General features: G+C 53.5%; 25 protein-coding genes and 2 tRNA genes. 14 read left to right on the forward strand and 13 right to left on the reverse strand.

What is annotated here, in order from left to right; all coding sequences use genetic code 11:
- The first annotated feature begins 141 nt into the window (after window positions 1–141).
- The 3 genes from ACYJL1_RS11875 to ACYJL1_RS11885 all read left to right on the forward strand — a co-directional run bounded on the left by ACYJL1_RS11875 (window position 142) and on the right by ACYJL1_RS11885 (window position 3,634).
- The gene (locus ACYJL1_RS11875; RefSeq protein WP_460895600.1) at window positions 142–1,962 is read left to right on the forward strand and encodes a PHA/PHB synthase family protein; all 1,821 of its coding nucleotides are present in this window, start codon (window positions 142–144) and stop codon (window positions 1,960–1,962) included.
- Window positions 1,963–2,198: 236 nt separating this feature from the next.
- Complete coding sequence (locus ACYJL1_RS11880; protein ID WP_460895601.1) at window positions 2,199–3,413, forward strand: D-Ala-D-Ala carboxypeptidase family metallohydrolase; 1,215 nt, start codon at window positions 2,199–2,201, stop codon at window positions 3,411–3,413.
- Between the two features lie 146 nt (window positions 3,414–3,559).
- Window positions 3,560–3,634: transfer RNA gene (locus ACYJL1_RS11885), tRNA-Glu, on the forward strand.
- Window positions 3,635–3,748: 114 nt separating this feature from the next.
- Here ACYJL1_RS11885 and ACYJL1_RS11890 read toward each other — a convergent pair.
- The gene (locus ACYJL1_RS11890; RefSeq protein ID WP_460895602.1) at window positions 3,749–3,919 is read right to left on the reverse strand and encodes a hypothetical protein; all 171 of its coding nucleotides are present in this window, start codon (window positions 3,917–3,919) and stop codon (window positions 3,749–3,751) included.
- Between the two features lie 318 nt (window positions 3,920–4,237).
- Here ACYJL1_RS11890 and ACYJL1_RS11895 point away from each other — a divergent pair, with 318 nt between their 5' ends.
- Genes ACYJL1_RS11895 through ACYJL1_RS11915 form a run of 5 tightly spaced genes read left to right on the forward strand, consistent with a single transcriptional unit; the run spans window position 4,238 to window position 6,980 of the window.
- Entirely contained in the window at window positions 4,238–4,369 is a 132-nt protein-coding gene (locus ACYJL1_RS11895; RefSeq protein WP_460895603.1) for a hypothetical protein, read from the forward strand.
- Window positions 4,370–4,424: 55 nt separating this feature from the next.
- On the forward strand, window positions 4,425–5,126 hold the full coding sequence (gene sfsA / locus ACYJL1_RS11900) for a DNA/RNA nuclease SfsA (RefSeq protein WP_460895604.1): 702 nt from the start codon (window positions 4,425–4,427) through the stop codon (window positions 5,124–5,126).
- An 18-nt stretch (window positions 5,127–5,144) separates the two neighbouring features.
- A complete protein-coding gene (gene map / locus ACYJL1_RS11905) occupies window positions 5,145–5,975 on the forward strand; it encodes a type I methionyl aminopeptidase (RefSeq protein WP_460895605.1) in 831 nt (276 codons plus the stop codon).
- Window positions 5,976–5,986: 11 nt separating this feature from the next.
- Window positions 5,987–6,790 (forward strand): RadC family protein, encoded by an 804-nt coding sequence (gene radC, locus ACYJL1_RS11910; RefSeq protein ID WP_460895606.1) that lies wholly within the window; start codon window positions 5,987–5,989, stop codon window positions 6,788–6,790.
- 43 nt (window positions 6,791–6,833) lie between these two features.
- A complete protein-coding gene (locus tag ACYJL1_RS11915; protein ID WP_460895607.1) occupies window positions 6,834–6,980 on the forward strand; it encodes a hypothetical protein in 147 nt (48 codons plus the stop codon).
- 89 nt (window positions 6,981–7,069) lie between these two features.
- On the opposite strand, the gene ACYJL1_RS11920 is transcribed toward ACYJL1_RS11915, so the two are convergent.
- Both ACYJL1_RS11920 and tig read right to left on the reverse strand, forming a co-directional pair.
- Window positions 7,070–7,735, reverse strand: a complete 666-nt coding sequence (locus ACYJL1_RS11920; protein ID WP_460895608.1) for a class I SAM-dependent methyltransferase — start codon at window positions 7,733–7,735, stop codon at window positions 7,070–7,072.
- Window positions 7,736–7,859: 124 nt separating this feature from the next.
- Entirely contained in the window at window positions 7,860–9,284 is a 1,425-nt protein-coding gene (gene tig, locus ACYJL1_RS11925; protein ID WP_460895609.1) for a trigger factor, read from the reverse strand.
- 559 nt (window positions 9,285–9,843) lie between these two features.
- Here tig and ACYJL1_RS11930 point away from each other — a divergent pair.
- Complete coding sequence (locus tag ACYJL1_RS11930) at window positions 9,844–11,043, forward strand: efflux RND transporter periplasmic adaptor subunit (RefSeq protein WP_460898025.1); 1,200 nt, start codon at window positions 9,844–9,846, stop codon at window positions 11,041–11,043.
- Window positions 11,040–14,204, forward strand: a complete 3,165-nt coding sequence (locus tag ACYJL1_RS11935) for an efflux RND transporter permease subunit (protein WP_460895610.1) — start codon at window positions 11,040–11,042, stop codon at window positions 14,202–14,204. Before ACYJL1_RS11930 ends, ACYJL1_RS11935 begins: the two co-directional genes overlap by 4 nt.
- 50 nt (window positions 14,205–14,254) lie before the next feature.
- Here the strand turns inward: ACYJL1_RS11935 and ACYJL1_RS11940 are convergent, their stop codons facing one another.
- Window positions 14,255–14,461 (reverse strand): hypothetical protein, encoded by a 207-nt coding sequence (locus ACYJL1_RS11940; RefSeq protein WP_460895611.1) that lies wholly within the window; start codon window positions 14,459–14,461, stop codon window positions 14,255–14,257.
- Window positions 14,462–14,576: 115 nt separating this feature from the next.
- Here ACYJL1_RS11940 and ACYJL1_RS11945 point away from each other — a divergent pair, with 115 nt between their 5' ends.
- On the forward strand, window positions 14,577–15,464 hold the full coding sequence (locus ACYJL1_RS11945) for a LysR substrate-binding domain-containing protein (protein ID WP_460895612.1): 888 nt from the start codon (window positions 14,577–14,579) through the stop codon (window positions 15,462–15,464).
- Here ACYJL1_RS11945 and ACYJL1_RS11950 read toward each other — a convergent pair.
- The 4 genes from ACYJL1_RS11950 to ACYJL1_RS11965 form a co-directional block, all read right to left on the reverse strand.
- Window positions 15,454–15,975, reverse strand: coding sequence for a GNAT family N-acetyltransferase (locus ACYJL1_RS11950; RefSeq protein ID WP_460895613.1), 522 nt, complete (start codon window positions 15,973–15,975; stop codon window positions 15,454–15,456). The two genes, ACYJL1_RS11945 and ACYJL1_RS11950, sit on opposite strands and share 11 nt — an antisense overlap.
- A 72-nt stretch (window positions 15,976–16,047) precedes the next feature.
- Window positions 16,048–16,130, reverse strand: a tRNA-Leu gene (locus ACYJL1_RS11955).
- Between the two features lie 120 nt (window positions 16,131–16,250).
- Window positions 16,251–16,826, reverse strand: a complete 576-nt coding sequence (locus tag ACYJL1_RS11960; RefSeq protein ID WP_460895614.1) for a GDYXXLXY domain-containing protein — start codon at window positions 16,824–16,826, stop codon at window positions 16,251–16,253.
- Window positions 16,823–17,932, reverse strand: coding sequence for a DUF2157 domain-containing protein (locus ACYJL1_RS11965; protein WP_460895615.1), 1,110 nt, complete (start codon window positions 17,930–17,932; stop codon window positions 16,823–16,825). The genes ACYJL1_RS11960 and ACYJL1_RS11965 overlap by 4 nt, the downstream gene beginning before the upstream one ends.
- Window positions 17,933–18,183: 251 nt before the next feature.
- Here ACYJL1_RS11965 and ACYJL1_RS11970 point away from each other — a divergent pair, with 251 nt between their 5' ends.
- Window positions 18,184–18,330, forward strand: coding sequence for a DUF1127 domain-containing protein (locus tag ACYJL1_RS11970; RefSeq protein ID WP_081497128.1), 147 nt, complete (start codon window positions 18,184–18,186; stop codon window positions 18,328–18,330).
- 151 nt (window positions 18,331–18,481) lie between these two features.
- Here ACYJL1_RS11970 and ACYJL1_RS11975 read toward each other — a convergent pair whose 3' ends face one another.
- Window positions 18,482–19,060 (reverse strand): hypothetical protein, encoded by a 579-nt coding sequence (locus ACYJL1_RS11975; protein WP_460898026.1) that lies wholly within the window; start codon window positions 19,058–19,060, stop codon window positions 18,482–18,484.
- Between the two features lie 121 nt (window positions 19,061–19,181).
- On the opposite strand from ACYJL1_RS11975, the gene trmFO reads away from it, so the two are divergent.
- Window positions 19,182–20,627, forward strand: a complete 1,446-nt coding sequence (gene trmFO / locus ACYJL1_RS11980) for a methylenetetrahydrofolate--tRNA-(uracil(54)-C(5))-methyltransferase (FADH(2)-oxidizing) TrmFO (protein ID WP_460895616.1) — start codon at window positions 19,182–19,184, stop codon at window positions 20,625–20,627.
- 143 nt (window positions 20,628–20,770) lie between these two features.
- On the opposite strand, the gene lpdA is transcribed toward trmFO, so the two are convergent.
- A complete protein-coding gene (lpdA, locus tag ACYJL1_RS11985) occupies window positions 20,771–22,168 on the reverse strand; it encodes a dihydrolipoyl dehydrogenase (RefSeq protein ID WP_460895617.1) in 1,398 nt (465 codons plus the stop codon).
- A gap of 3 nt (window positions 22,169–22,171) precedes the next feature.
- Window positions 22,172–23,467 carry a dihydrolipoamide acetyltransferase family protein gene (locus ACYJL1_RS11990; RefSeq protein WP_460895618.1) on the reverse strand — a complete coding sequence of 432 codons (1,296 nt, stop codon included), beginning with the start codon at window positions 23,465–23,467 and terminating at the stop codon, window positions 22,172–22,174.
- Between ACYJL1_RS11990 and ACYJL1_RS11995 the strand changes: the two genes are divergently transcribed.
- Window positions 23,451–23,687, forward strand: coding sequence for a hypothetical protein (locus ACYJL1_RS11995; RefSeq protein ID WP_460895619.1), 237 nt, complete (start codon window positions 23,451–23,453; stop codon window positions 23,685–23,687). The two genes, ACYJL1_RS11990 and ACYJL1_RS11995, sit on opposite strands and share 17 nt — an antisense overlap.
- 56 nt (window positions 23,688–23,743) lie before the next feature.
- Here ACYJL1_RS11995 and ACYJL1_RS12000 read toward each other — a convergent pair whose 3' ends face one another.
- Complete coding sequence (locus tag ACYJL1_RS12000) at window positions 23,744–24,757, reverse strand: alpha-ketoacid dehydrogenase subunit beta (RefSeq protein ID WP_460895620.1); 1,014 nt, start codon at window positions 24,755–24,757, stop codon at window positions 23,744–23,746.
- A gap of 3 nt (window positions 24,758–24,760) precedes the next feature.
- On the reverse strand, window positions 24,761–26,011 hold the full coding sequence (locus tag ACYJL1_RS12005) for a thiamine pyrophosphate-dependent enzyme (RefSeq protein ID WP_460895621.1): 1,251 nt from the start codon (window positions 26,009–26,011) through the stop codon (window positions 24,761–24,763).
- Between the last annotated feature and the right edge of the window lie 266 nt (window positions 26,012–26,277).

Genomic DNA, 26,277 nt, shown 5'->3' on the forward strand with positions numbered 1-26,277 from the left:
ATAATGCTGAACGGGAGAACTAAAGCATCGGACCGAAAAGTGGAATCCGGTTTTCGGATAATCCGATGCTAAAACAGAAAGATAGATCGCTCTTTCGCGCCCCTAAGGGCGTTCGGCGAGCTAGCGGGAGGATGCCACTATATGGATAATCAAGGCGATAAAAGCACAAAGACATCCAACCTGGATCACTATGTGGTCAAGGATCCGGAGGCCTTTGCCCGCAATGTCGCCCATATGATCGAACAGGCCGGCAAAGCGGCTTCTGCCTGGGTCGAGCCTCGTGAGAAAGGCTTGAAGCGCGATACGCTCGCCGACCCCGTCACCGATATTGTCAAAACGCTGTCAAAAGTCTCCGAATATTGGCTCTCGGAACCCAGTCGGGCGCTTGAAGCCCAAACAAAATTATTTTCCAGCTACATGGCGATCTGGTCAAACTCCATCCGACGCATAAGCGGCGAGAACGTTGAAGATGTCGCCACGCCCGAAAAAGGCGATAAGCGTTTCACCGATGAGGATTGGGCGCGCAACGCATTCTTCGACTTTTTGAAACAGGCCTATCTGGTCACTGCGAAGTGGGCTGGTGACCTGGTTGAAAATGCCGAAGGACTGGATGAACATACACGCCACAAGGCGTCCTTTTACGTGAAACAGATCACAACCGCAGCCTCACCAAGCAATTTCCTTTTGACCAATCCTGAACTTTACAAGGAAACGGTTGCCAGCAATGGCGAGAACCTTGTTCGTGGTATGAAAATGCTTGCAGAGGATATCATTGCCGGTGGTGGCGATCTTCGCTTGCGCCAATCGGATTTGACAAAGTTTACACTTGGAGAAAACGTGGCAACGACCCCTGGAAAGGTCATCGCCAGAAGCGACGTCGCAGAAATTATCCAGTACGAGCCTAACACCAAGGATGTGCTCAAGCGCCCTCTCCTGATTTGCCCGCCTTGGATCAACAAGTTCTATATTCTGGATCTGAACCCTGAAAAATCATTCATTAAATGGGCGATAGACCACGGCCACACGGTTTTTGTCATCTCTTGGGTCAACCCCGATCAACGACACGCTCACAAGGATTGGACTGCCTATATCAATGAAGGTTTGCGCTTCGGCCTCGATGCTGTTGAATCTGCTACCGGCGAACGGGCCGTCAATGCAATCGGGTATTGTGTAGGTGGCACATTGCTTAGCGCAGCCCTCGCCCTTTTCGCCAAGGAAGGCGAAGATCGAATCAAAAGCACCACACTGTTCACAACACAGGTAGACTTCACCCATGCCGGTGACCTGAAGGTATTTGTTGACGAGGATCAGATCCGCGCTTTGGAAAAGGCGATGTCTGCGGAAGGGTACCTTGATGGAACCCGCATGGCGACCGCTTTCAACATGCTCCGCTCCGGTGATCTTGTCTGGCCGTATGTCGTTAATAATTACATGCGCGGTCGCGATCCCGTACCATTTGACTTGCTGTACTGGAATGCAGATGCAACGCGTATGAGCGCCGCCAATCACTCCTATTATCTGCGCAATTGCTATCTCGACAATAATCTTGTGCGTGGAATGATGAAGCTGGCAGGTGAAGGTCTGTCGCTGGCTGATGTCAAGATTCCCATCTACAATCTTGCGGCAAAAGAAGACCATATTGCTCCTGCATTGTCGGTGTTCACCGGATGCAAATACTTTGGCGGTGACATCACCTATGTACTTTCAGGTTCCGGCCACATAGCCGGGGTGGTCAATCCGCCTGCCAAGAACAAGTATCAATTCTGGACCGGAGACGCGCCTGTCGGACCGTTCGAATCATGGCTGGAGAAGAGCGTCGAGCACCCCGGATCATGGTGGAATCACTGGCATGCCTGGATACAAAAACAGGACAGTACGCGTGTTGCCCCGCGCATACCGGGCGAAAATAACGTACAGATACTGGCAGATGCGCCTGGCACTTACGTGAGAATACGCGTGTAAATTGCGCAGTCACAACGTTAAGTTTCATTTAATCACCATGGCAAGAAAGTGTCAGATCACGCTTTTGCCTCATTGTGTATATAGTTCGTGTCTTGTGCAGTTGGGTAAAAACAACTAGTTATTGTTGCTCTCTGCCGGTGTATTTGCGCCTCAATAGAACTTCGTGGGCTTAGTGCCCTTATAAACGGGCCGGATTGAATTATCGAATCGTGCCGGACGTCCAGACGGGGGAATCGTTGAAAACACTGCCGCGTTCCGTTTCAGCCTTACGGGCAAGCACAGTGGTATGCGCTATGGGCCTTGCAGCTCTTATTGCAACTTCCTGCACGTCTACCAGCTCTAATCCGGGCGTGACAACGGCATTGGCAGTTGTCACCGAAGATACTGCTGCAGACGATACCCAGGCTTCCCTGCCCTCCGGTGGCAGTGCGCAAGTGAGCCCAGAGGCACTGGCCTTAGCGGGAACGACAGAGACAAATGCCCTGCTGGCGATCAACAACGCGACGAATCCAGACAATAATAAATCCGAATCAGCCCAGACGGATGCAAAAACCGATGTGGCAGCAGCTGCGGAGACACAAACAGAAGAAGTACAGGTAGCGAGTGCAGCAACTGTGGTCGCGCAACCTCCTGTGAGAACTTCTCTTTTTGGAATCATGACGAAAAAAGCCGAACCTGCACCAGAGGCTACAGCTACGGTCGATGCGGCAAAACCTGAAAGCAAGGCAACATCTGCTACAGCATCGGCTGAAGCACCGCCGACGGAAGAAGCCAAACCGGCGGCAACAGCGCAAAAAAACAACGGCGCCCTTCTGCGGCTCTTTTCCAATAATCGTTCCAAACCTGCCAATCAGAGGCTTGTTGCAGTCATCGAGCCTAAATCAAAGCCGGCTGCGACCGCTGGATCATCTGAAGGCGAACTTCCGTCTGCCAGTTCTTTTGCAGGCCGGACTGAGCATCTCGCGTCCCTACCCGGTGTGCGGCCAAATGCGGGCATTCAGATTATGCAGCGCGACAGCCTTTATGAAGATGATGATATTGAAGCAGCGGGCGCTCCTGTGATTTTAGCATCTGCTGCGGGTCTTGCACGTCTTGCACCGAATGGCTTGAAGGTTCAGCGCGAAAGTGTTGACGTCGCTTGTCTGAAACCGCAACTGGTAGGCATTCTGAAGTCGATTGAGCGGAAATATGGCAAGTCCGTCATTGTTACTTCTGGCTATCGCAGCCCACCCTATAATCGCAAGGTAAACGGCGCCAAAGCATCTCTGCATATGTCTTGCGCTGCTGCCGACATTCAGGTTCCTGGAATCAGCAAGTGGGAATTGGCTCGTTTTGCCCGCGCCATGACAGGTCGTGGCGGTGTCGGAACTTACTGTCATACCGAATCAGTGCACGTGGATATTGGGCCTCGCCGGGACTGGAACTGGCGCTGCTCGAGCAGAAAAAGCTGATTTGAACTGACTTCCAGCATGGATCTGACGGTTTCAATGCGATCCCGCATTCAACAAATTTCACACAAACTGAACTTTTTCTAAAAAAGAATGCATTATGGGGTTGCGGCGGAAATACTGTTTCACTATAAGCCGCTTCACCGGAGGCGCCCATCGTCTAGCGGTTAGGACGGCGCCCTTTCACGGCGCAAACAGGGGTTCGATTCCCCTTGGGCGTACCAGTCTTTCACGATAGAAATCAGCAACTTGTGCGGCAACCTTAGTTGCCCTTGCGCTTATGCATATAAAAACGGCCAGCTCTGGGTGAGCGGGCCGTTGTTCGATCTCGGATAGAATTAGTTCGCTGGCGCAGGTTGCGCTGGAGCGGGCTCTGGTGCTGCCGGTGGCGTTGTAGGTTCCGTGGTGGTTTCTGGCGGGGTGCCTGTGTCCTGTGCAGGCTTGTTATCGCACGCCGCAAGGGAGAATGCCGCAACCGCCATGAGAGGCAGGAAAATCTTGTACTTCATCAATGTCCTCCTAACGTTTTGTCCGCCCCGAACAGCATGTGACACTCTGAAGAATTAGAACAGCCCGGTTTTTTCAAGCTTTGTCACGGCATGTTAGACAAAGTTATGAGGCTGAAATGGTGAGCTGACATATCATAAATTGTTGTCATGATTCCGATCGTGACAGCAGGACTCGGATTAACCTCCAACGAGTCCGATTCTCCCACCCCAGAGCAAATTTGCCTGCCTTTCCCAAAGGCAGGTTTTTTGTATGGAAAGTGCCTATGAAGAAACTTCATTGGAACATAATGCAGGCTCGTTTGCCGCTAGGATGAAACCATGCAGGAAATCACGGGTATGAATAGCAGCACCAAGACGACATTGAAATTTCTCGCAGCCGGACTGGCAGCTGCGACCATGGTCCTGATGGCTGATACGACGTTGGCAGATGTGATAAATGCTGTCTTGTAAAACCACTAAATTTAAAGCTATCGATTTCATGGCCGGGTTGCGCTAATCCTGCCGGATGATCTTTGGTTCTCCACTCATTACCGGCACGTTGGTGCAGCGCTATAAACGTTTTCTTGCAGACATCATTCTGGATAGCGGCGAGGCTATTACCAGCTCCGTCCCCAACACCGGGTCGATGCTGGGGCTGACTGATCCCGGAATAAAAGTTTGGCTTTCCCATAGTGATGATCTCAAGCGTAAATACCCGCACACCCTGCAAATGGTTGAAGTTTCAGGGCATATTATCGGTATCAACACCGGCCTGCCAAACCGGATCGCAGAAGAAGCGATCCTTGCAGGACTCATTCCATCACTTGCCGGTTATGCCACCCTCAAGCGCGAACAACGTTATGGGGTCAACTCACGCATCGATATATTGCTTGCCGAGCCGGACCGTCCCACCGCCTATGTCGAAGTGAAGAATGTGCACTTTTCGCGCACACCCAGCTTGGCAGAATTTCCCGATTCCCCGACCGCTCGCGGTGCAAAGCATCTGGACGAGCTTGGTAACATGGTGGAAACTGGTCACCGTGGTGTCATGCTCTATGTGATTCAGCGGGGAGATTGCGATCATTTGAGGATATGCGGCGATTTGGATCCGGTTTACGCTGCGGCTTTTGAGCGGGCAATGCGACGCGGGGTTGAAGCTTATGCTATAAAATGCCACATCACGCCTGCAGGTATCGCTGCGGTCAGTACAATGCCTATTATAGATTAACGTCAGCCGGTCAGTTCAATGGTCACATATCTCGACGCACAAAGCGCACCCCTGAAGAACACAGGGCAAATTCGGCTTCATGGCCCGGAAGGTTTTGAAGCAATGCGCAAGGCCTGTCAGTTGACGGCACGCTGCCTGGATGAACTCGCCTCGATCGTAGCGCCCGGTGTGACAACCAATACAATTGACCGGTTCGTTTTCGAGTTTGGTGCCGATCAGGGTGCCCTGCCCGCAACCTTGAACTATCGCGGCTACACTAAATCGAGTTGCACGTCGATCAATCATGTGGTCTGCCACGGTATTCCTGATGACAAGCCGCTACGCGAAGGCGATATCGTCAATATTGACGTCACCTATATTCTTGATGGCTGGCATGGCGATTCAAGCCGTATGTATCCTGTTGGCGAGATCAAACGCGCTGCAGAGCGGCTCATGGAAGTCACACATGAAAGCCTGATGCGGGGCATTGCCGCCGTTCGCCCAGGCGCGCGCACAGGTGCGATTGGTGCCGCGATCCAGAAATATGCCGAAGCTGAGCGCTGCTCTGTTGTGCGTGACTTCTGCGGCCACGGTGTGGGTCAGTTATTCCATGACGCACCCAATATCCTGCACTATGGCACGCCGAATGAAGGCGTGGAAATGCGGGAAGGCATGATCTTCACCATAGAGCCTATGATCAATCTGGGCCGCCCGCATGTGAAGGTGCTTGCCGATGGCTGGACAGCTGTTACCCGCGACCGCTCCCTAACGGCCCAATACGAACACACGGTGGGCGTTACCAAGGATGGCTGCGAAGTCTTCACACTATCGCCAGCCGGTTTGTTCGCCCCAGGTTTGAAACTCGGATAGGTGGAAGCCGTATGAGCGAAGAAAAGCCCAACCAGACTTTCTTCCTCAACGAGACCTCCGCAAAACTCTCCTCAGAACAACCTGCCGTTGATATAACTAAGGCGCCGCGCAACGCACAGCCGCAATCGGCTGAAGCTGGGGCCGTTCCGCACTACCTCGGACACCGCGAACGTATGAAAGAGCGCTTTCAAAGCGTCGGTCATGCTGGCTTTGCCGATTATGAAATGCTGGAAATGCTGCTCTATCGCTCCATCAGGCAGGGCGACACAAAACCTTTGGCCAAGGCGCTTATTGCGCGTTTCGGCTCTCTGGCCGAGGTTCTCGGGGCACCTGAGCATCTCTTGCGTGAGGTCAAGGGTTGCGGTCCGGCGATTGCGTTCGATCTTAAATTCGTGTCTGCCCTGACCCACCGCATGATCCGCAGTGAAATTCGCGAAAAGATCGTGCTTGGTTCATGGGCCAAGGTCATGGATTACTGTATCGCAGCAATGGCTTACGAACCACGGGAGCAATTTCGTATCCTGTTTTTGGACAAAAAGAACGCGCTCATCGCGGATGAGGTTCAGCAGGTTGGCACTGTCGATCACACACCCGTCTACCCGCGCGAAGTTATATCCCGCGCCTTGCAGCTCTCGGCCAGCGCCATAATCCTTGCGCATAACCATCCTTCCGGCGATCCCACCCCATCCAAAGCCGACATTGAAATGACCAAGACAATCGCCAATATTGGAACGCAGATGGGCATTGTTGTGCACGATCACATCATCATTGGCAAACGCGGTCATGCAAGCCTCAAAGGGCTCGGCCTTTTCTAGAGCAAGTTTTGTTTATATAGAGTCATTCTGCCGGAGGGAATTCGTGGACAAGATCAAGGGATTTAGTGAGGCCGATGTTTATCCATCGGACGAGACTGAAGCCCGATGGAATTGGCCCGAATTCACCCGGCCCTTTGGGTTTCCGGCTGACGGCCAACCACTTTGTCAGGCAGCTTCGTCCGATGGATAAACATCGACCTTGCTACCTTCCGCGTGGACTGTCTCGTCATCCGAGAAACAGAACTGGCTCTATATAAACAAAATTTGCTCTAGGTTTGTCTATTCGTAGTGATAAACGGCGCTTGTGCTCGCCGAACCGCCAAAATCAGGAACCGCGTATTTCGACAATAGATACAACCGATCACGAGGCAGATACGCTCTTCCGGGATCGCCAACGATAATTGTGATATTCGCGGCAATGCACCTGTCGAGATAGGCCCTAACCCTCTCGGCAATAGCTGAATCGTAGAATAAATCGCCTACAGTGATGATATCGGTTTCTGGTGGATCGTCATCAAGGATGTCTTTGCAAACAGGAACAATATTCACCGCATTAACGGCTGCGTTCAGACGGCTTACAATAGCGGCGTGAGGATCAACATCAACGCATAGCACTGTAGTTGCTCCCGCTTTGGCCGCCGCAATTCCAACGATTCCGGACCCTGCCCCCAAATCGAGCACACGCAAGCCGGCAACCGTTTCCGGATGGTCCAGGATATATCGAGCCAGCACTGTCCCGCCGGCCCAGCGATAGGCCCAGTAAGGCGGATGATCATTGCCGTTTATGTCCTGATTGCCAAGCTTGCCCAACCGGCTTGCCGGATGCGCAGTATAAAGCGATATCTCCGGCACTGACGGAACAGGCAGAATGCGCATGTTGCCGATGATGAAATCGTGCAAATCTGCCGTGCAGCCAATTGCAGGGGCCAATCTAAATTTTTTCAATGTGAACTTTCTGGATTAAACTCTCAGTTCTCTTGCTTATCTCATTGATATGTAAAGAAAAACGGCCCCGCATTGCGGAGCCGTTTTGATTTACATGGACATAACGCCCATTTATCGATGGAGCTTACGCTTCGTCTTCAGTCTTCTTCTTGGCTGCCTTCTTTGGCGCTGCCTTCTTGGCAGGCTTCTTGGCTTCGCCGGACTTTTCTTCCGACTCGTCGTCAGCCATCAGCTCTTCTTTCGTCACCTTCTTGTCGGTGACGTTGATGTTGGCGAGCAGATGATCGACAACCTTCTCTTCGAAGATCGGAGCACGAAGATTGTTGATTGCTTCCGGTGTCTTGCGGAAGAACTCATAAATCTGCTGTTCCTGGCCGGGATACTGCCGAACCTGATCGTAAACGGCACGCTGCATTTCTTCTTCGGTCACTTCAATACCGGCCTTGTTGCCGATTTCTGATAGAACGAGACCGAGACGAACGCGGCGTTCAGCAAGCTTGCGATATTCAGCGCGCGCTTCTTCTTCCGTTGTGTCTTCGTCTTCAAAAGTCTTACCAGCCTGTGCAAGATCCTGGCTGATCTGAGCCCAGATATTATTGAACTCGGCATTGATCAGGCGTTCCGGTGACTCAAACTGGTATTCGCCATCCAGCGCATCCAAAATCTGACGCTTGACCTTCTGGCGTGTGAATGAACCGTATTGGCTCTCGATCTGCTCGCGGATAACCTGGCGCAGACGATCAGCACTCTCGATTCCGAGCTTCTTTGCCGTTTCGTCGTTGATCTCGAGTTCGCCTGGCTTTGCTACTTCTTTGACAGTGATGTCGAACGTAGCGTCCTTACCTGCAAGATGGGCCGCCTGGTATTCCGCCGGGAAAGTGACCTTGATCTGCTTTTCATCACCAGCCTTGACGCCGATCAGTTGATCTTCGAACCCTGGAATGAACTGGCCGGAGCCGAGAACCAATGTTGCGTCGCTGTCGGCACCGCCATCGAAAGGAACATCATCGACCTTGCCGAGATAGTCCATGGTAACGCGGTCGCCGCTTTCGGCCTTACCCTTCTTTGCTTCGAAGGTTTGAGCAGAGCTTGCAACGCGCTTGACCTGCTCTTCGACTTCCTCATCGGAAACGTCAACGATCTCGCGGGTAATGCTGATCTTCGACGTATCCTTGATTTCGATCGCTGGCAGAACTTCATAGTTCAGCGAGAATTCAAAATCTGCCTCGCCGGAAAGAACCTTGTCAGCTTCTTTTTCATCTTCGGTCATGACGACTTCAGGCTGGGTAGCCGACTTTTCATTGCGATCCGAAAGAATGGTGCGTGAAGAATCGCTCAGGATTTCGTTGACAACCTCAGCCATGAACGACTTGCCGTACATCTTGCGAAGGTGGCTCATTGGCACCTTGCCGGGACGGAAACCATTGATGCGCGCCTTTGCGCTGGCACCCTGGAGGCGTTCGGAAAGCTTTGCTTCCAGATCCTTGGCCGGAACAACGACCTTGATCTCGCGCTTCAGCCCTTCATTGAGCGTTTCAGTAACCTGCATGTCCAAACCTTCACTTTTTTAACATTCGTCCCGCCGTCGCCGGCTCGTTCGCCAAATTGCGGGAGAAAAACTGTTGCCTACGTGGCTCCGGGTGCGGATGAACGAACCTTGGCTTCGTCATCCACGTTGTTTCTATTGCCGTATTTCCAACTCAACTCTCGATTTATGCCACGCATTGTATCACAGACTGTGGCACAAAGTTGGGTGAGAAATCGCACCTTCACCGACTGGTCGCTCCCTTTACTCGGCTCGGGTATAAAAATCAATGGCACAGCCATGCAGGCTGGCAAAATAGCATTGTTTAGCGCTGTTGCAGCCGGAGATTGCAGGGTGACAAGAAATTGGAACTATGCAAATCTGTTCAGGTGGGGATTTTCTGGACAGGGTAATTATGGCTGCACTGTGTTAAAATTGTGCAGGGCCCTCTCGTAAACGCTCCCCGCCGACATTATGTGACTTCGCTCTACTCGACCTTATCGTCCGCAAAGATTGGTCAAAGTTGATAACATTTCAGCATCGCTGACACATCTTTGCGACACGCGTGGGACGTCTTACTGTCATGGAGGCCTACCCTTTGTCACGATCACTTTTAACCATAATCAAGTTCGGTTTGACAGCCGCTCTCCTGTCCTCGGGTGCTGCATTGGCACAGGAGGAGGCAGCAGCGCCGCCACCGCCCCTGGTGTCGGTCGCCAAGCCAGTTGTCCGTGATGTCGTTGACAGCGACGAGTTCATTGGCCGTTTTGAACCCGTCGATGAAGTATCTGTGCGATCCCGCGTTGCCGGATATCTCGACAAGATCGAATTTACCGACGGCGCTCTCGTTAAAAAAGGCGATCCGCTTTTTATAATCGACCAGCGGCCGTTTGAAACAGCGCTGTCGCAGGCCCAAGCCTCGCTTGAGGTAGCAAAGACAACTCTTGTCTATGCAGAAGCGCAGTTCAAACGCACCGAGTCACTGGCTGCGACCGGCACGCTTTCCGCATCGCAACTCGATGACCGGCGGCGCGACTTCATCTCCGCTGAGGCCAATGTACGCGGCGCAGAGGCCGCCCTTGCCCGCGCGCAGCTGGATCTTGAATATACAAAGATCACAGCTCCCTTGAGCGGTCGTATTGATCGCCGCCTGATCTCGGTTGGCAATCTCGTTCAGCCGGACCAGACGATCCTGACGACAATCGTCTCACTGGACCCAATAGATTTCTACTTCAATGTCGATGAGCGTAACTTGCTGTCTTATGCACGCACCGCCCGAAAGAATGGCAGCACGCTGCAAGAAGGTGGCTCTGGACTTGAGGTCACTGTCAGATTAACCGATTCAGCCGAGCCGCCTGTAACGGGCAAGGTCGATTTCGCGGAAAACCGTCTGGATGAACAGACGGGCACCATGCGTGTGCGCGCGCGTTTCAGCAATCCGGATTTTGTTCTCCAGCCAGGCCTGTTTGGCCGCGTCGATGTCGCGGCATCCAATACCTATAAAGGAATTCTGATTCCGGACGAGGCTATTGGCTCCGATCAGAATGAACGCATCGTCTTCACGGTTAGCGAAGATGGCACTGTAACTCCGAAACCGGTTCGCCTTGGGCCGAAGCTGCATGGCTACCGCGTCATCCGCTCCGGCATGACGGGTGACGAAACCATTGTGGTCAATGGCCTGATGCGCATCCGTCCAGGTGTGAAGGTCAACCCTCAACTCGTTGTACTGCCACCGGAGGCCGCAACGGCTGAGACGACAAAGGCGCCGGAGGCTGCGCAATGAGATTCGCGCATTTTTTCGTCGACCGGCCAATCTTTGCGAGCGTTCTTTCGATCGTTTTGCTGATTGTCGGCGGCATAGCCTACACACAGCTGCCAGTTGCGCAGTATCCCGAAATCGCTCCGCCCACCATTGTCATTCGCACGTCCTATCCGGGTGCTGACGCTGAAACCATTGCCAATACGGTGGCAACGCCCATTGAGCAGGAAATCAACGGCGTCGAGGGCATGTTATATATGTCCTCCTATTCCACGGCTGATGGCTCCATGGCTTTGACCGTAACCTTCAGGCTGGGAACAGATCTCGATAAGGCGCAGGTTCTCGTACAAAACCGAGTGTCCATTGCAGAGCCACGCCTTCCAGAAGAAGTCAGACGTCTTGGTATCACCACAACCAAAAGTTCGCCCGACCTTATGATGGTCGTGCACATTCTTTCGCCCAATGGTCGCTATGACCAGCTTTACGCCTCCAATTATGCACGCTCGCGCGTTCGAGACGTCTTGCTGCGACTGGATGGTGTCGGCGATCTGATCATCTTCGGTGAGCGCGAATACTCGCTGCGTATCTGGCTCGACCCAGAGAAACTCTCTGCCTATGGCATGACGTCAAGTGATGTTGTTCAAGCGCTGCGTGATCAAAACGTGCAGGTTTCCGGCGGTTCCATTGGCGGTCCACCAACATCCGGTACCAATGCTTTCCAGTATACCGTCACCACGGAGGGCCGTTTCAGCGATGCCCGTCAATTCCGCTATGTCATTGTTAAAGCAACGGAAAGCGGGCGCCTCGTGCAGTTGCAGGACGTGGCCCGCATCGAACTTGGCGCAAAGGATTATGTCACCAACTCCTATCTGAATGGCAATCCGGCGGTGGCCTTGGGTATTTTCAGCCGCCCGGGCACCAATGCCCTTGCCGCTGCGGATTCAATCCGAAGCACAATGGAAGAACTCAAGAAGGATTTTCCTGACGGACTGACCTACGACATCGTTTATAACCCCACCGAGTTCATCGCTGAATCGATCAACGAGGTATACAAGACAATCATTGAGGCCGTCATCCTCGTGGCGCTCGTTGTTCTTGTCTTCCTGCAATCATGGCGTACCGCGATCATTCCGATTGTTGCAATTCCGGTCTCCCTTATCGGGACACTCGCATTGCTGCTTGCCTTCGGCTTCTCGCTCAACATGCTCACATTGTTTGGATTGGTGCTCGCCATCGGCATTGTGGTTGACGACGCCATTGTGGTTGTCGAAAACGTCGAGCGAAATCTTGCCTCCGGCATGACGCCCAAGGAAGCCTCACACGTCACCATGGACGAGGTGGGCACCGCCGTCATCGCTATCTCTCTGGTGCTTATCGCCGTCTTCGTACCGACTGCTTTCATCCCCGGCATCACAGGGCAGTTCTACCTGCAATTCGCCATCACAATCGCGGTCGCCACGGCAATCTCGGCTCTCAACTCGCTGACACTTTCGCCAGCATTGGCTGCGATTATCCTGCGTCCGCACAACCACAGTGAATCGAAAAACCCCATCGCCCGTTTTGGCCGCACCTTGGCCAATGGTTTCAATACGGGCTTTGACAAGATGGCGTCCGGCTATTCATGGATCATTCGCCACCTCGTCAGTTCAGCCATTGGCATCACAGCCTCCCTGCTGGTCTTCGTCGGTTTGCTTGTCGCAACTTGGTACATGGCAACATCTGTTCCACGCGGCTTTATCCCGACCATGGATCAGGGCTATGCCATCGTAGTCGTGCAGTTGCCGGACGGCGCGTCGCTCAATCGAACGGATGCGGTCATTGAAAAGGTTTCAAAGATCGTTCGGGACGTGCCGGGCGTAAAGAATGCCGTGGCATTCTCTGGCTTCAACGGCGCGACCTTCACCAACGCGTCGAATTCCGGCGTGGTTTTCGCCGCCTTCGACTCCTTCGAAAACCGTCTGGAAGAAGGCCATAACGCCAACCAGATTATTGGTCAGCTTTATGGGAGTCTGCAGAGCATTCAGGAAGCCTTCATTATCGCCATGCCACCTCCTGCGATCAGCGGTATCGGCAATTCCGGCGGCTTCAAGATGCAGTTGCTCGACCGTGACAGCTCCGATATGCGTCGCGTGCTGGCTCTGGCCTATCAGATGATGGGCGAAGCAGCGCAGACACCGGGTGTAACCGGCGTGTTTACGACCTTCTCCGCTTCCAGCCCGCAATACTTCCTTGAAGTGGACCGGGACAAGGCGCGAGCCCTGAATGTACCAATTCCAAGTATATTCGAAACACTTTCGACAAACCTTGGAACGTCATATGTCAATGATTTCAATGCTTTCGGACGTGTTTATCAAGTGCGTGCGCAGGCAGATCAGCAATATCGCCTCGACCGACGGGATATTCTCAATCTGAAGGTACGATCCGCCACCGGAGCCCTTGTTCCGCTTGGCACACTTGTTGAAATCAGAGACACGACGGGCCCGTCACTCGTACAGCGCTACAATATGTATGTGTCCGTGCCGTTGCAGGGTAATGCAGCTCCCGGCGTATCGACCGGGGCGGCTCTCGATCAGATGGAAGCGCTGGCAGAAAAAATGCTACCGCAAGGCACATCGTTCAATTGGACGGAACTCGCGTTTCAGGAACGTGCTACGGGCAATACCGCCGTGTTTATTTTCGCCCTGTCGGTTGTCTTCGTCTTTCTTGCTCTTTCAGCCCAGTATGAAAGTTGGGTATTGCCACTGGCGATCATCCTGATCGTTCCGCTGGCCGTCCTTGCGGCGTTGATAGGCGTGGCATTGCGCGGGATGGACAATAATATCCTCACGCAAATCGGGCTTGTCGTCCTCATAGGTCTGGCGGCAAAAAATGCCATTCTTATTGTGGAGTTTGCTCGCCAACATGAAGAGGAAGGCGCTAATCCGGTTGAAGCAGCGATCGAAGCCAGCCGCTTGCGTCTGCGTCCGATCCTGATGACGGCCTTTGCTTTCATCTTCGGCGTTGTGCCATTGATGATTGCTTCAGGACCTGGCGCGGAAATGCGTCAGTCTCTTGGGACAGCAGTGTTCTCCGGAATGCTTGGCGTTACGTTCTTCGGTCTGTTCCTGACACCGGTGTTCTACGTCGTGCTGCGATCATTCCGGCGCAAGCCAAAACCTGTGGCAGAGCAAGCCGCAGTGCATTAAAAAAAGCGCGGGGCCGTTAACAGCCCCGCGCTTTTATAGTGGCCCCATATCTATGGCAGACGATATCGATAGGCTGACGGAAGCGTATCGCGCGTCTCATATGTGAATGCTGCGCGCTGGCTTGGCGTCAGATTAATATCGCGTAGCATATAAGCGCTCAGATCCGCTGGATCGCCAGCTGGCACCGAAGCCCGCTTGCCAAAGCTCGGCAAAAAAACCGCAAGCGAACTCAGCCCGAAAAATCGTAATTCGGTCATGACACTCTCCATCAAGCTATTAATTATCCTGTTGTGTGAAGAGATGTAGTACCTTATTGATTAGCCTACCAACGCGAAATTAGCGCGCAGGCATCAATAGATTTAATGGCTCAATATGACATCTCTTCCTCTTGGTTCTATCCGGGTTTTCGATAGCGTTGCCCGGCTGCAAAACTTCACCAAAGCCGCCGACGAGCTCAACATGACGCAATCGGCAGTCAGCTATCAGATCAAGCTGCTGGAAGATTTTGCCGGCGCGCCTTTGTTTCAGCGCCTGGCGCGCGGCGTTGCCTTGACGCCAAAGGGTGAAATAATAGCGCCGGTGATACGCAGGGCTTTGGCTGATATGGGCGAGACATTCCGCGCCATTCGCGAAGAACAAAATTCCGTGCTGGTTATTTCAGTCATCCATACTTTTGCCAGTAATTGGCTGACACCACGCATTGTCGATTTTCAGAACCTGCATCCTGAGGTTTCGGTACGCTTCGACATTTCTTCTCGTCTGGTTGATTTTTCCAGTGAAGGGATCGACTGCGGCATCAGACTGGGTAAGGGAGATTGGCTGGGCCTAACCTCGCATCGACTTTTGTCGGGCGGCTTCACCCCCTTGGCCAGTCCCGCCTATCTTGAGCGATATGGCAGACCGCAAACACCGGCAGACCTCCTGCAATGTCATCTCATCACCCCGGACGACAATTGGTGGCCGGTCTGGTTTCGCCAAGCAGGCGTCGAAGGACCGTTGACCATGACCAAACCGGGCGTCGCGATCGAAACCCAGCAAATTATCGGCGGATTGGCATTGTCCGGCGGTGGTGTCGGTCTGGTTTCTTCAGCCTTCTTCCAGAATGAAATACAAGCAGGCACGCTGGTACAGCTTTTTGATATCGAAGCCTCAACCGGCACCAATTACTATCTGGTCTATCCTGAGGCCAGACAATTGCCGAACAAGGTAAAATTCTTTCGTGACTGGATTATTGACTGCTCATGCAACGCTAAGCTTTGACGATACGATCAAGCAACAAGACATCATTGCCTTTGTAGATGGTCTGGGAAAACTGATTGAATCCAAGTTTGCCAGCCAGCTTTAACGAAGCATGGTTCCAATGATCGATCATGCAGACAGTTCGCTCGGATATTTGCTGGCTGTCGAACCATTCCAAGGCAGCACGAGCGGCTTCAGCCGCCAGGCCTTGGCCATGCCTTGTATAGGTAATCCGCCACAGCGCTTCGGGAACACCGTCGAAAGACGGGCCATTGTCGCGGTGAAACCTTGCCACTCCAGTCTCACCAATCAACTCCCCGGTTTGACGGTCGATGACGAGCAGCGGTCCATAGCCAAAGACTTTCCAATGCCCGATCCAGCGTAGAAGCCTGTCCCAGATTTGCTCTTCGGTAAGGCCGGGCAATACAGGCACCCCCTCACCTATGTTCGGATCGTTCACCCATATCGCCTTATAGGCTTCAAAATCCTCAATACGCTGCGGACGTAACACAAGGCGGCTTGTTTCAATCATGATCAGGCTTCCCCCACATGTGCGTGAGTTTACCTATGTGTGCCGTATTCTCAATTGTGCTGGAAGAGTTTGTGGTGCGGATAGAGGGACTCGAACCCCCACGGTCTCCCGCCAGAACCTAAATCTGGTGCGTCTACCAATTTCGCCATATCCGCATCCGAGGCGCGTAGCCGAACCTCAAGCGCGCGTCTCTATAGCACCGTCTTTCTGAGGGTCAAAGGAAAAAGCCAGTTAATCGACAGTATTATTTTAAACCCGGAATTTCACCGATACTTCTAATACAGGGGCTCTTCGTAGAGAACCTTCCCATCGCGCCTTAAAGCACGTATTTGGGTGTTTCCCTCATCCGATACCGCAACAACCACATCTATTTTTTTCTCGCGCTGCTGTTCTTCGATTGCCAGGCCCTGACCTTCCGGAACGTAATAGCGTTCAATGCCGTAATGAACGCGGTAGGTATTATCAGAGCCAAAATAGGCGTAATTCGGCGTGCGTCCCCGAATTTGCACTTCTTCGGGACTGAGGTCAGTGCGCGCCTGCCAGGATGCACCCGCAAAAACCCATCTTTCATCTGCCCCCTTCACCAGCGTAACGTAGATATCGACGAGGCCACCTGCTTTTGGTCGATCGCCAGTAATCTCGTCGGCGCTGACATTGGAGATGTCATAGGAAAGGGTCACATAGTCTCCGCGCAAAAAATCACGGGGATCTACGGGTTGGCTCAGCAAAACCACGTCTTTGCCGCTCCGCAGGATGGATGCACGCTGCTCGACCATTGCGTATAAAGCGCCGGATTGCAGCAAGGCGACGATAATCCCCAGCCAGATGATGCGCTTGCCTTTGAACATCATGCCGCTCCTTCCGCTTGCGCAATCTTCTTTTGAAGCCGCCGCTCCATGCGCACGACAAATGCTGCGAGCAGTAGAACCAGCACGCCAGCGCTGAGAAAGAAGCTCGCCGTACCGATGAGCGTGCCTATGGTTTTAAAGGCTAGATAAAGCACTTCCAGCGAGAATACCGTGTAGGACATCCATCTGATGGCCAGATTGCGATAGCCGGAGAGGACAAGACCGGCAATTGTGCATGCCAATATGCCAAATCCGATAATGACCTGATCGCTGACCTCACTATCGTAGCGGTCGAACTGAAAATAACTGAGGACCAGAAGGAGCATCAGGAATCCGTAAGCGCCTATTGCCTTGCTCCAGCCGGTTAACCGTTGGAGCGCGCCGGTCGACAGTGCATCGCCAAGAAAGAGCGCCCCGCCAACCATAGCGGCCCACCACAATATCCACTCACGGTCCAAATCGCCGTAAATGGCAAAGACATAGGCGATAACAACCAGCGCTATAAAATGGCGGGCGACCTGTGCCTTGGTGTACCAGACTAGCCCCGCGCTTATCAAAAGCAATACGGGCAAAAGCCAAGCATAGGTCTGCACATTGCTGCCATCGTCCAAAGCCATGAAAAGGTAGAGCGCGGTTACCGCTACCCCGGTCGCAACCAACACCGGCGAGCGCAGTAAAAGCGCTGCAACCATTGTTCCCGCCGTCCAAAGCAGCGCCGCTTCTGTCGCCTCACCTGACAAATGATACATCTGCCCGATAAGCGCGATACCGGCTCCAAAGGTGATTGCGGCAATCAGATAGAGCGCCTGACTAAAACGGTTGTCACCAAGACTTGCCCGCCACGCGCCGCCAACATAGCCGATCCATAATACGAGGATGATCATCACGACGCGAACAAGGCGCGGCATTGCTTCCCAATTTGCCGCGACGAGCGAGATGATGGCGGCTCCGAGCAGAACGGCTCCCAGCACGGCAAGAATACCGCCAAGGCCAAATCCGGAACGGGTTTTCTCCACATCCTTGCGCAAGAGATCAGCTGTCACCTCATCGATCAGACCGGTTTGCTGCCAGCGTGCAATGTGCTTTTTGATGCCAATCGAAATTGCCACGAAGTGCTCCTGAGTCTCGGGTGACTTCAAATAACGCCAGCGACGGGAAAAACGCAATTCCCCTGCATTCTGGCGAATTATCGCAATTATATCATTTGTGCGCCGCAGCAATTAAAATCGATTAATGGTGCAATGCAGCATATGCATAGCTGATCTGCAATCTTGTCTCTGCAAATTTCAGGCGGAGTGCACTATCTTCAGTTCAACGATCAAGAGTGATCAACCGAACAACAACCGAAGTGGTGATTAAAATGAACCTTATCCGCTCTTACAGCAATTGGCGCCGTTACCGCGACACGGTTACTGAATTGAACCGTCTGTCGACCCGTGAACTTAGCGATCTGGGCATTGCCCGTTCGGACATTCCGTTCGTCGCCAAGAAGTCCGCAGTACGCTAATCGCATAAAAGAATATCGCCGGGGCTTTACCTCCTCCCAAAGCTCCCGCGATCAAAGCCCGGCACTCCTCCTCCCAGCCGGTCTTTATATAACGACACCCACCGCACCTCCTCCCGCGGTGGGTGTTGTTGTTTGTAAAGGTACGCTGATATCAGCGCTGCCCGTCATACCCCCGATTTTTCCATTCCGATATTCGCATCACATCGGGCGGCCCGCCTGCTGGCTCGTACCAGGAGTCGACAGCCCAGGACGTACCGGAACGGTCCCGCAGCACTGCGGTAAAATGTGGATAGCGGCCATCGAAGAAACTCCCGCGCGAATCCCGATTTTCCACTGTGTGGTGGCGCAAGAGGCCTGTGCGCAGCAAATAGCTCAGGAAGCTGCCCGTATTAGCCGCCTCATCAACGCAATCCATCTGCCCTTTTTCGCGCCCTTTGCCAAAATCCATCTTTGGGCGATCCCTCACACCGATGACTTGTGTGCTGCGACGCTCGAATATCTGCACCGCCCGGCGCACGGCTGCCCGTTCGGCTGCCGCTGATTTACGTCCGCCATTCATTATCGAAGCAATTTTACTGCGCTCGACCGGAGTGAGCGTCACAGTCGTTTTGAATGTGCAGCCGTAACCATGGCAGACGCGAAAAGTTTGCGCATTGGCATCCGACAAGGATGTATATGCAAGTATCGGAAGCAGAATAAGAAAAGCGTATTTCATCACAAGAGAATACATCACAATCGTTTATCAACCTCCTGACGAAATTGTGTTTGTAAAAGATTCCGCTTGGAGACCTAGCCAAGACTGTAGCTGCTTTTCCATTGAAGCCAGCAATCAAAAAGACTATTGGTGCGCCATGTCACACAAACCCGTACACATTATTGGCGGCGGTCTCGCCGGTTCCGAAGCCTCATGGCAGCTCGCAGAGGCTGGCATTCCGGTAATCCTGCACGAAATGCGCCCTGTTCGCGGCACAGATGCGCATAAAACGCAGGACCTTGCAGAGCTTGTATGCTCCAACTCCTTCCGTTCCGATGACGCCGAAACCAATGCTGTTGGTGTGCTCCATGCGGAAATGCGTCTGGCCAATTCACTCATTATTGCTTCCGCCGATGCCCATCAGGTTCCTGCCGGCAGTGCGCTTGCTGTTGATCGCGATGGCTTTGCGCAGGCCGTCACGGCGAAAATTGAAGCTCATCCGCTTATTACCATTGAACGCGGAGAAATTACCGGACTACCCCCTGCAGAGTGGGACAAGGTTATCATCGCCACCGGACCGCTGACCGCACCTTCACTGGCCGAAGCCATCGGCAATGAGACAGGGGCCGATTCCCTCGCCTTTTTCGACGCCATTGCACCGATCGTGCATTTCGATTCCATCGACATGAACACTTGCTGGTTCCAGTCTCGCTACGACAAGGTTGGCCCGGGCGGCAATGGCAAGGACTATATCAACTGTCCCATGTCGAAAGAGCAGTATGAAGCCTTCATTCAAGCATTGATTGCAGGCGATAAGACAGAATTCAAGGAATGGGAAGGCACACCCTATTTCGATGGCTGCCTGCCAATCGAAGTCATGGCTGAGCGCGGTTCCGAGACATTGCGTCATGGACCCATGAAGCCGATGGGATTGACCAACGCCCACAATCCGACGGTTAAGGCCTATGCAGTGGTACAGCTGCGCCAGGACAATGCGCTTGGCACGCTCTATAATATGGTGGGCTTCCAGACCAAGCTGAAGTATGGCGCTCAGACTGACATTTTCCGCATGATCCCCGGCCTTGAAAATGCGGAATTTGCCCGCTTGGGCGGTCTGCATCGCAACACCTATCTGAACTCCCCGCTTCTGCTCGACCCAACATTACAGTTGAAATCGCGGCAGGGCTTGCGGTTTGCCGGACAGATCACCGGATGCGAAGGCTATGTTGAATCCGCGGCCATCGGCCTTTTAGCCGGCCGCTTCATGATTGCCGAGCGTCTCGGCCAGCCGGTGACACCGCCTCCTGCCACAACGGCGTTCGGCGCGCTGCTCGGTCACATTACCGGCGGGCATATTGTTTCAGATGAAGAACCTGGCAAGCGCTCATTCCAGCCAATGAATGTCAATTACGGGCTGTTCCCGCCGATTGAAGCGCCTGTATCTGAGGGCAAGCGTTTGCGTGGCAAGGAAAAGACCAACGCCAAGAAGCGTGCCATGAGCGCCCGCGCACTTGCCGATTGCCGTGTATGGCTTGGCCTTCCTGCTGTTGCTGAGGCCTCTATCTCCCCCCTTGTGGGGGAGAACGTGATTTCAGCAGCTTAGCTCTTGCTAAGTGCTAGAAATCACAAGAGAGGGGAAAACGCTCCCCGCAAGAATATCCCCTCTCTTGAATTTTCTAAGGGCTTAGCAAGAACTAAACCCAAGAAAATTCTTTCTCTCCCTCAAGGGGAGAGATAACCAGCGTTCTAAATATGCAGCGCGTGTCCGAGTGCTTTAAGCGCGGCTTCCTGAAAGCCCTCGCTCTGTGTGGGATGGGCATGGATTGTTCCTGCAATATCTTCCAGACGCGCGCCCATTTCCAAAGCCAGCGCAAATGCTGCTGACAGTTCTGAAACGCCGGTTCCAACAGCCTGAATGCCCAACACAAGGTGATTGTCTGCGGCGGCAACGACACGGACAAACCCTTCTTCGCCTTCCTGCGTCATGGCGCGGCCATTGGCAGCAAATGGGAACAGACCAATTTTGACCTCGTGGCCAGCCTGCTTTGCCTCTTCCGGCGAGAGGCCAACAGTCACTATCTCCGGGTCCGTAAAGCAAACTGCCGCAATCGCCCGTTTGTCCCAACTGCGATTATGTCCGGCGACGATTTCTGCCACCATCTCGCCTTGTGCCATGGCGCGATGTGCCAGCATCGGCTCACCCGTCACATCACCGATTGCATAGAGGCCGCGCATTGAGGTGCGGCACTTGTCATCGATGCGAACGAATTTGCCATCCATGTCCAGATCAACTTCCTCAAGGCCCCAGCCAGTCGTCACGGGCTTGCGGCCAACAGTCACCAGTATTTTATCTGCAACAATCTTGTCGTCCTTGCCGTCAGCCGTCTCGATAAGGAGCGCGTCGCCCTTCGTGCTCATGCCTTTTGCTTTAACACCTGTAAGAATTTTTACGCCCAAGCCATTGAGATTCTTAACAATTGGCCGCGTCAACTCCGCATCATACTGCGGCAGTATTTTTGATTGTGCTTCCACCACCGTTACCTTGGAGCCGAGTTTGGCATAGGCGGTGCCAAGTTCGAGACCAATATAACCACCGCCGACAACAACGAGTTTCTCAGGTACAGTTTCAAGTGACAGAGCTTCGGTGGATGAAATGACATTGCCACCAAATGGCAATGAAGGCACTTCGACCGGTGCCGAGCCTGTTGCGATCACGACGTTTTCAGCCCGGATGATCTGTTGGCCCGTCAGGGTTTCAACTTCAACAGTTTTTCCGTCGCGGAACTTCGCCTTACCCGTCACGATTTTGACATTGGCCTTTTTCAACAGTCCAGCCACACCATTGTTCAAACGGCTGACGATACCGTCTTTCCAGGCAATCGTTTGCGTGAAGTCGATTGCCGGATCGCTGACCGATATGCCGAGCGGCGTCTGCTTCGCTGCAAAATGCGCAACTTTTGCAAACTCATCTGCCGCATGGATCAGTGCTTTGGAGGGTATGCAGCCAACCATCAGGCAGGTGCCTCCCACCTTTGCCGCTTCGACGATCACAGTGTCAATGTGGAGCTGACCGGCACGAATGGCGCAGATATAGCCGCCCGGCCCCGCGCCAATGACCAGTAATTTGCAGGAAATATCCTTCATGGCTCAGTCCTCAACAAATATCATGGCTGGCGTTTCGAGCAGCGCCTTGATGCGCTGGATAAACACGGCGGCATTCCATCCGTCTATAATGCGGTGGTCGAAGCTCGACGACAGGTTCATCATCTTGCGCGGTATAAAGTTCGTTCCGTCCCACACGGGGCGAACCATGATCTTGTTAACACCAATAATTGCAACTTCGGGGTGATTGATCACAGGTGTTGTGACAATGCCGCCCATGCTGCCCAGCGAAGTAATGGTGATAGTCGAACCAGTGAGCTGTTCGCGCGTGGCCGTGCCGGTTTTTGCAGCATCTGCCAGAAGATTGACTTCGGCAGCACAATCCCAAAGCGTTCTGGCTTCAGCATGCTTGACCACCGGCACAACAAGTCCGCCGGGCGTCTGCGCAGCGATGCCGATATGCACGCCGCCATGCTGATGGATAATGTTGGCCTCGTCATCATACAGCGCATTGATCTGTGGCTGGTCAGCGATAGCCTTGACCATCGCACGCATCAAGAACGGCAATATTGTCAGCTTGGCCTGATCCGGACGTTTCTTGGCGTTGAGGGCAGCGCGCAATTCTTCCAGCGATGTTACGTCAATTTCTTCCACATAGGTGATATGCGGGATGCGTGATTTCGCAATCGCCATCTTCTCGGCAATCTTGCGCCGAAGACCGACAACCTTGATTTCTTTGACGGAATTGTCCGGGCTGAGCGCCGCAACCCCCGGTTTTTGCGGACCGCGCGCAAAGAACGCATCCAGATCATCATGGGTGATCCGGCCCGCCGGTCCCGTACCGCTTACCTGACGCAGGTCGACACCAGAGTCACGCGCCCGCTGGCGTACAGCTGGCGAGGCCAGAGGTTTCTCGCCTTCGCTGCGTGGCGCACTCGTGCTGAAAACAGGCGAGGCTTTGGCCACACTCGGCTTTGAGTCCTGTGTCGTGGTAGCCGGCTTGCTCTCGGGCGGGGCCGTCTCAACGAGCTTTTCTGCTGGTGCAGGCGCTTCGACCTTTGCAGACTTGACTGGCTCTGTGGCGACGGCATGCCCCTCACCCTCAATCTTTAGCCGGATAATTGGCGAGCCGATTGGAATGACCTCGCCAATTTCGCCGCCAAGCCAGATAATCTCCCCATCGACCGGCGAAGGAATTTCCACTGTTGCCTTGTCGGTCATGACCGCAGCGAGAACCATGTCTTCGCGCACAAGATCACCGACCTTCACATTCCATTCGACGAGTTCAGCTTCCGCAACGCCTTCACCGACATCCGGCAGTTTGATGACATATTCACCCATCTTAGAGCCCTTTCCAGCCATATTGGCCGTATTCTGTTTCTCGACTGGCGAGACAATCCACGCGGAAGGTGGCGAGGTCGATGTGGTTCATCGGACGAAGCCGCCTGACAAAGTGGTTGGCCGCCAGTCGGAAACCCGAAGGGACGGGTCCTGTTGCGCCAATCCCGGCGCAAAGCCACTCGCCCGCACGAAAAGTGCGGGCCTTCCCGTCTTTGCTTGATCTTGTCACAACATTCCTCCGTCAGAATAGGTCAATATGGTTGGAAAGGGCTCTCTCTATCCTTCCAGCGTTTCTACGAGCGCGCGTCCAACCCGCAAGGGACCGGGAAAATAATCCCACTCCTGCGCATGCGGATAAGGCGTATCCCAGCCAGCAACGCGAGCAACCGGCGCTTCAAGCTTGTAGAAACAATGTTCCTGCACCAGCGCGGCAAGTTCCGCGCCAAAGCCCGATGTCAATGTTGCCTCGTGAACAACGACGCAGCGCCCGGTCTTGGAAACGGATTCAACAATTGTTTCGAGATCAAGCGGCAGCAATGTGCGCAGGTCAATAATTTCCACGTCAATATTATGTTCGGCAGCCGCAGCCTCAGCCACATAGACCATCGTGCCATAAGTTAGGATCGTTAGCTGCGACCCTTCACGACGTTTGATGGCTTTGCCGAGAGGCACCGTATAGTGACCATCAGGCACTTCACCGAGATCGTGCTTCGACCACGGCGTGACTGGCCGGTCGTGATGTCCATCGAACGGACCATTATAAATGCGCTTCGATTCAAGGAAGATCACCGGATCCGGATCTTCTATCGCTGCAATAAGCAGCCCTTTGGCATCATATGGGTTTGACGGAACGACAACTTTCAGCCCGGAAACATGGGTAAACAGCGCTTCCGGACTCTGACTGTGGGTCTGTCCACCGAAAATACCGCCGCCGACCGGCATGCGCACAACCATGGGGCAGGTAAAATCCCCATTTGAACGGTAGCGCAGGCGTGCAGCCTCGGAGACAATCTGGTCATAGGCCGGATAGACATAATCAGCGAACTGGATTTCGACACATGGTTTGAGTCCATAGGACGCCATGCCAATTGCAGCGCCGACAATACCAGCTTCATTAATGGGGGCATCAAAACAGCGTGTCTTGCCATATTTGGCTTGCAAACCTTGCGTGCAGCGAAACACACCGCCGAAAAAACCGACATCCTCACCGAACACGACCACATTCTCATCGCGTTCCATCATTGTATCCATTGCATCACGAATGGATTCGATCATCGTTTTACGCGGCATCGATCAGACCCCCGCCTGCTGGCGTTGACGGCGCAGATGCGGAGGCATTTCTTCATAGACGCCCTCGAACATATCGCGAGCAGATGGCTTGCCCCCTGCATGCAGCGTTCCGAAGCTTTCGGCTTCTTTCTGCGCAGCAATCACCGTATCGAGTATTTCAGCTTCTGTTTGTGTATGGCGCTCCTCTGACCATGCGCCCCGTGCAATCAGATGGTTTTTCAACCGCACGATGGGATCGCCCAGCGGCCAGGCCTCGGACTCCATCTTGGGCCGGTAAGCTGATGGATCATCCGAGGTCGAGTGTGCACCAGCGCGATAGGTCACATACTCAACCAGCGTCGGCCCGAGGTTGCGGCGAGCACGCTCCGTTGCCCATTGCGCCACAGCAAAAACCGCCAGGTAATCATTGCCATCAACGCGCAGCGCTGGAATACCGAAACCAAGGCCACGCGCTGCGAACGTGCCGGAGCCGCCCCGCGCAATCCCTTGAAAAGTCGAGATCGCCCACTGATTATTGACGATATTGAGCACTACAGGCGCCTTGTAGGTGGAAGCGAAAACCAGCGCGGCATGGAAGTCTGACTCCGCCGTGGAACCATCCCCGATCCACGCGGCAGCGATCTTGCTGTCTTTCTTGATGGCGGATGCCATGGCCCAGCCAACGGCCTGAATATATTGAGTCGCCAGATTACCGGAGATCGAGAAAAAGCCGTGCTCTTTCGATGAATACATGATGGGCAGCTGCCTACCCTTTAGCGGATCACGCTCATTGGAGTAGATCTGGCACATCATCTCGACCATCGGATATTCACCGGCGATCAAAAGCCCAGCCTGACGATAAGTCGGAAAATTCATATCGCCCTTCACCAGTGCCTTGCGGAAAGCGCAACTAACCGCCTCCTCGCCCAAGTGCTGCATATAGAACGAGGTCTTGCCCTGCCGCTGCGCTATCTGCATACGCGCATCGAAGGTACGCAGCGTCATCATATGGCGCAGCCCTTCGACCAGCTGCTCATCGCTCAGCAAATTTGCCCAAGGTCCGACGACTTCACCGTCCGGATTAAGGACACGAATGATAGAGAATGCGAGGTCGCGCATTTCTTCGGGATTTGAATCGACATCGGGGCGCCTTACAGAGCCTGCATCGGGAAAAGTGACGTTGGAGAAATCCGGTTCACCACCCGGACGCACGGCCGGTTCAGGGACGTGCAGACTTAGCGGGCCAAAGTCAACAACACTACCATCGTCCGACATTATGCAGACCTCCCAATCGATTATGCCTGTGTCCATAGTAGCATAAAAGACCGACATGGCGGCAATGGCCGTTTCGTGGCTTCAAAACGGTATAATCAATGTGTTACATTAGAATATATGTTTAAGCGTGTGAAATAATTTAATTTTTATTCCAACAAAAATAAAGAACTGGCTATCTACCCAAATAAAAACGCAATGATACGCCGGTTCCCATGGGGCACACCGGTTATTTCATTCAAAGAGCCCCTGAATTTTGTAATGAAATG

The sequence above is a fragment of the Phyllobacterium sp. K27 genome (assembly GCF_054796155.1).

Bases quoted from the DNA above. Each gene is read 5' to 3' on its own strand.
- ACYJL1_RS11875 (WP_460895600.1), top strand. From the start codon at position 142: ATGGATAATCAAGGCGATAAAAGCACAAAGACATCCAACCTGGATCAC.
- ACYJL1_RS11890 (WP_460895602.1), bottom strand. From the start codon at position 3,919: ATGAAGTACAAGATTTTCCTGCCTCTCATGGCGGTTGCGGCATTCTCC.
- ACYJL1_RS11895 (WP_460895603.1), top strand. From the start codon at position 4,238: ATGCAGGAAATCACGGGTATGAATAGCAGCACCAAGACGACATTGAAA.
- sfsA (WP_460895604.1), top strand. From the start codon at position 4,425: ATGATCTTTGGTTCTCCACTCATTACCGGCACGTTGGTGCAGCGCTAT.
- map (WP_460895605.1), top strand. From the start codon at position 5,145: ATGGTCACATATCTCGACGCACAAAGCGCACCCCTGAAGAACACAGGG.
- radC (WP_460895606.1), top strand. From the start codon at position 5,987: ATGAGCGAAGAAAAGCCCAACCAGACTTTCTTCCTCAACGAGACCTCC.
- tig (WP_460895609.1), bottom strand. From the start codon at position 9,284: ATGCAGGTTACTGAAACGCTCAATGAAGGGCTGAAGCGCGAGATCAAG.
- ACYJL1_RS11930 (WP_460898025.1), top strand. From the start codon at position 9,844: ATGGAGGCCTACCCTTTGTCACGATCACTTTTAACCATAATCAAGTTC.
- ACYJL1_RS11935 (WP_460895610.1), top strand. From the start codon at position 11,040: ATGAGATTCGCGCATTTTTTCGTCGACCGGCCAATCTTTGCGAGCGTT.
- ACYJL1_RS11940 (WP_460895611.1), bottom strand. From the start codon at position 14,461: ATGACCGAATTACGATTTTTCGGGCTGAGTTCGCTTGCGGTTTTTTTG.
- ACYJL1_RS11945 (WP_460895612.1), top strand. From the start codon at position 14,577: ATGACATCTCTTCCTCTTGGTTCTATCCGGGTTTTCGATAGCGTTGCC.
- ACYJL1_RS11950 (WP_460895613.1), bottom strand. From the start codon at position 15,975: ATGATTGAAACAAGCCGCCTTGTGTTACGTCCGCAGCGTATTGAGGAT.
- ACYJL1_RS11960 (WP_460895614.1), bottom strand. From the start codon at position 16,826: ATGATGTTCAAAGGCAAGCGCATCATCTGGCTGGGGATTATCGTCGCC.
- ACYJL1_RS11970 (WP_081497128.1), top strand. From the start codon at position 18,184: ATGAACCTTATCCGCTCTTACAGCAATTGGCGCCGTTACCGCGACACG.
- ACYJL1_RS11975 (WP_460898026.1), bottom strand. From the start codon at position 19,060: ATGTATTCTCTTGTGATGAAATACGCTTTTCTTATTCTGCTTCCGATA.
- trmFO (WP_460895616.1), top strand. From the start codon at position 19,182: ATGTCACACAAACCCGTACACATTATTGGCGGCGGTCTCGCCGGTTCC.
- lpdA (WP_460895617.1), bottom strand. From the start codon at position 22,168: ATGAAGGATATTTCCTGCAAATTACTGGTCATTGGCGCGGGGCCGGGC.
- ACYJL1_RS11995 (WP_460895619.1), top strand. From the start codon at position 23,451: ATGACATATTCACCCATCTTAGAGCCCTTTCCAGCCATATTGGCCGTA.
- ACYJL1_RS11990 (WP_460895618.1), bottom strand. From the start codon at position 23,467: ATGGGTGAATATGTCATCAAACTGCCGGATGTCGGTGAAGGCGTTGCG.
- ACYJL1_RS12000 (WP_460895620.1), bottom strand. From the start codon at position 24,757: ATGCCGCGTAAAACGATGATCGAATCCATTCGTGATGCAATGGATACA.
- ACYJL1_RS12005 (WP_460895621.1), bottom strand. From the start codon at position 26,011: ATGTCGGACGATGGTAGTGTTGTTGACTTTGGCCCGCTAAGTCTGCAC.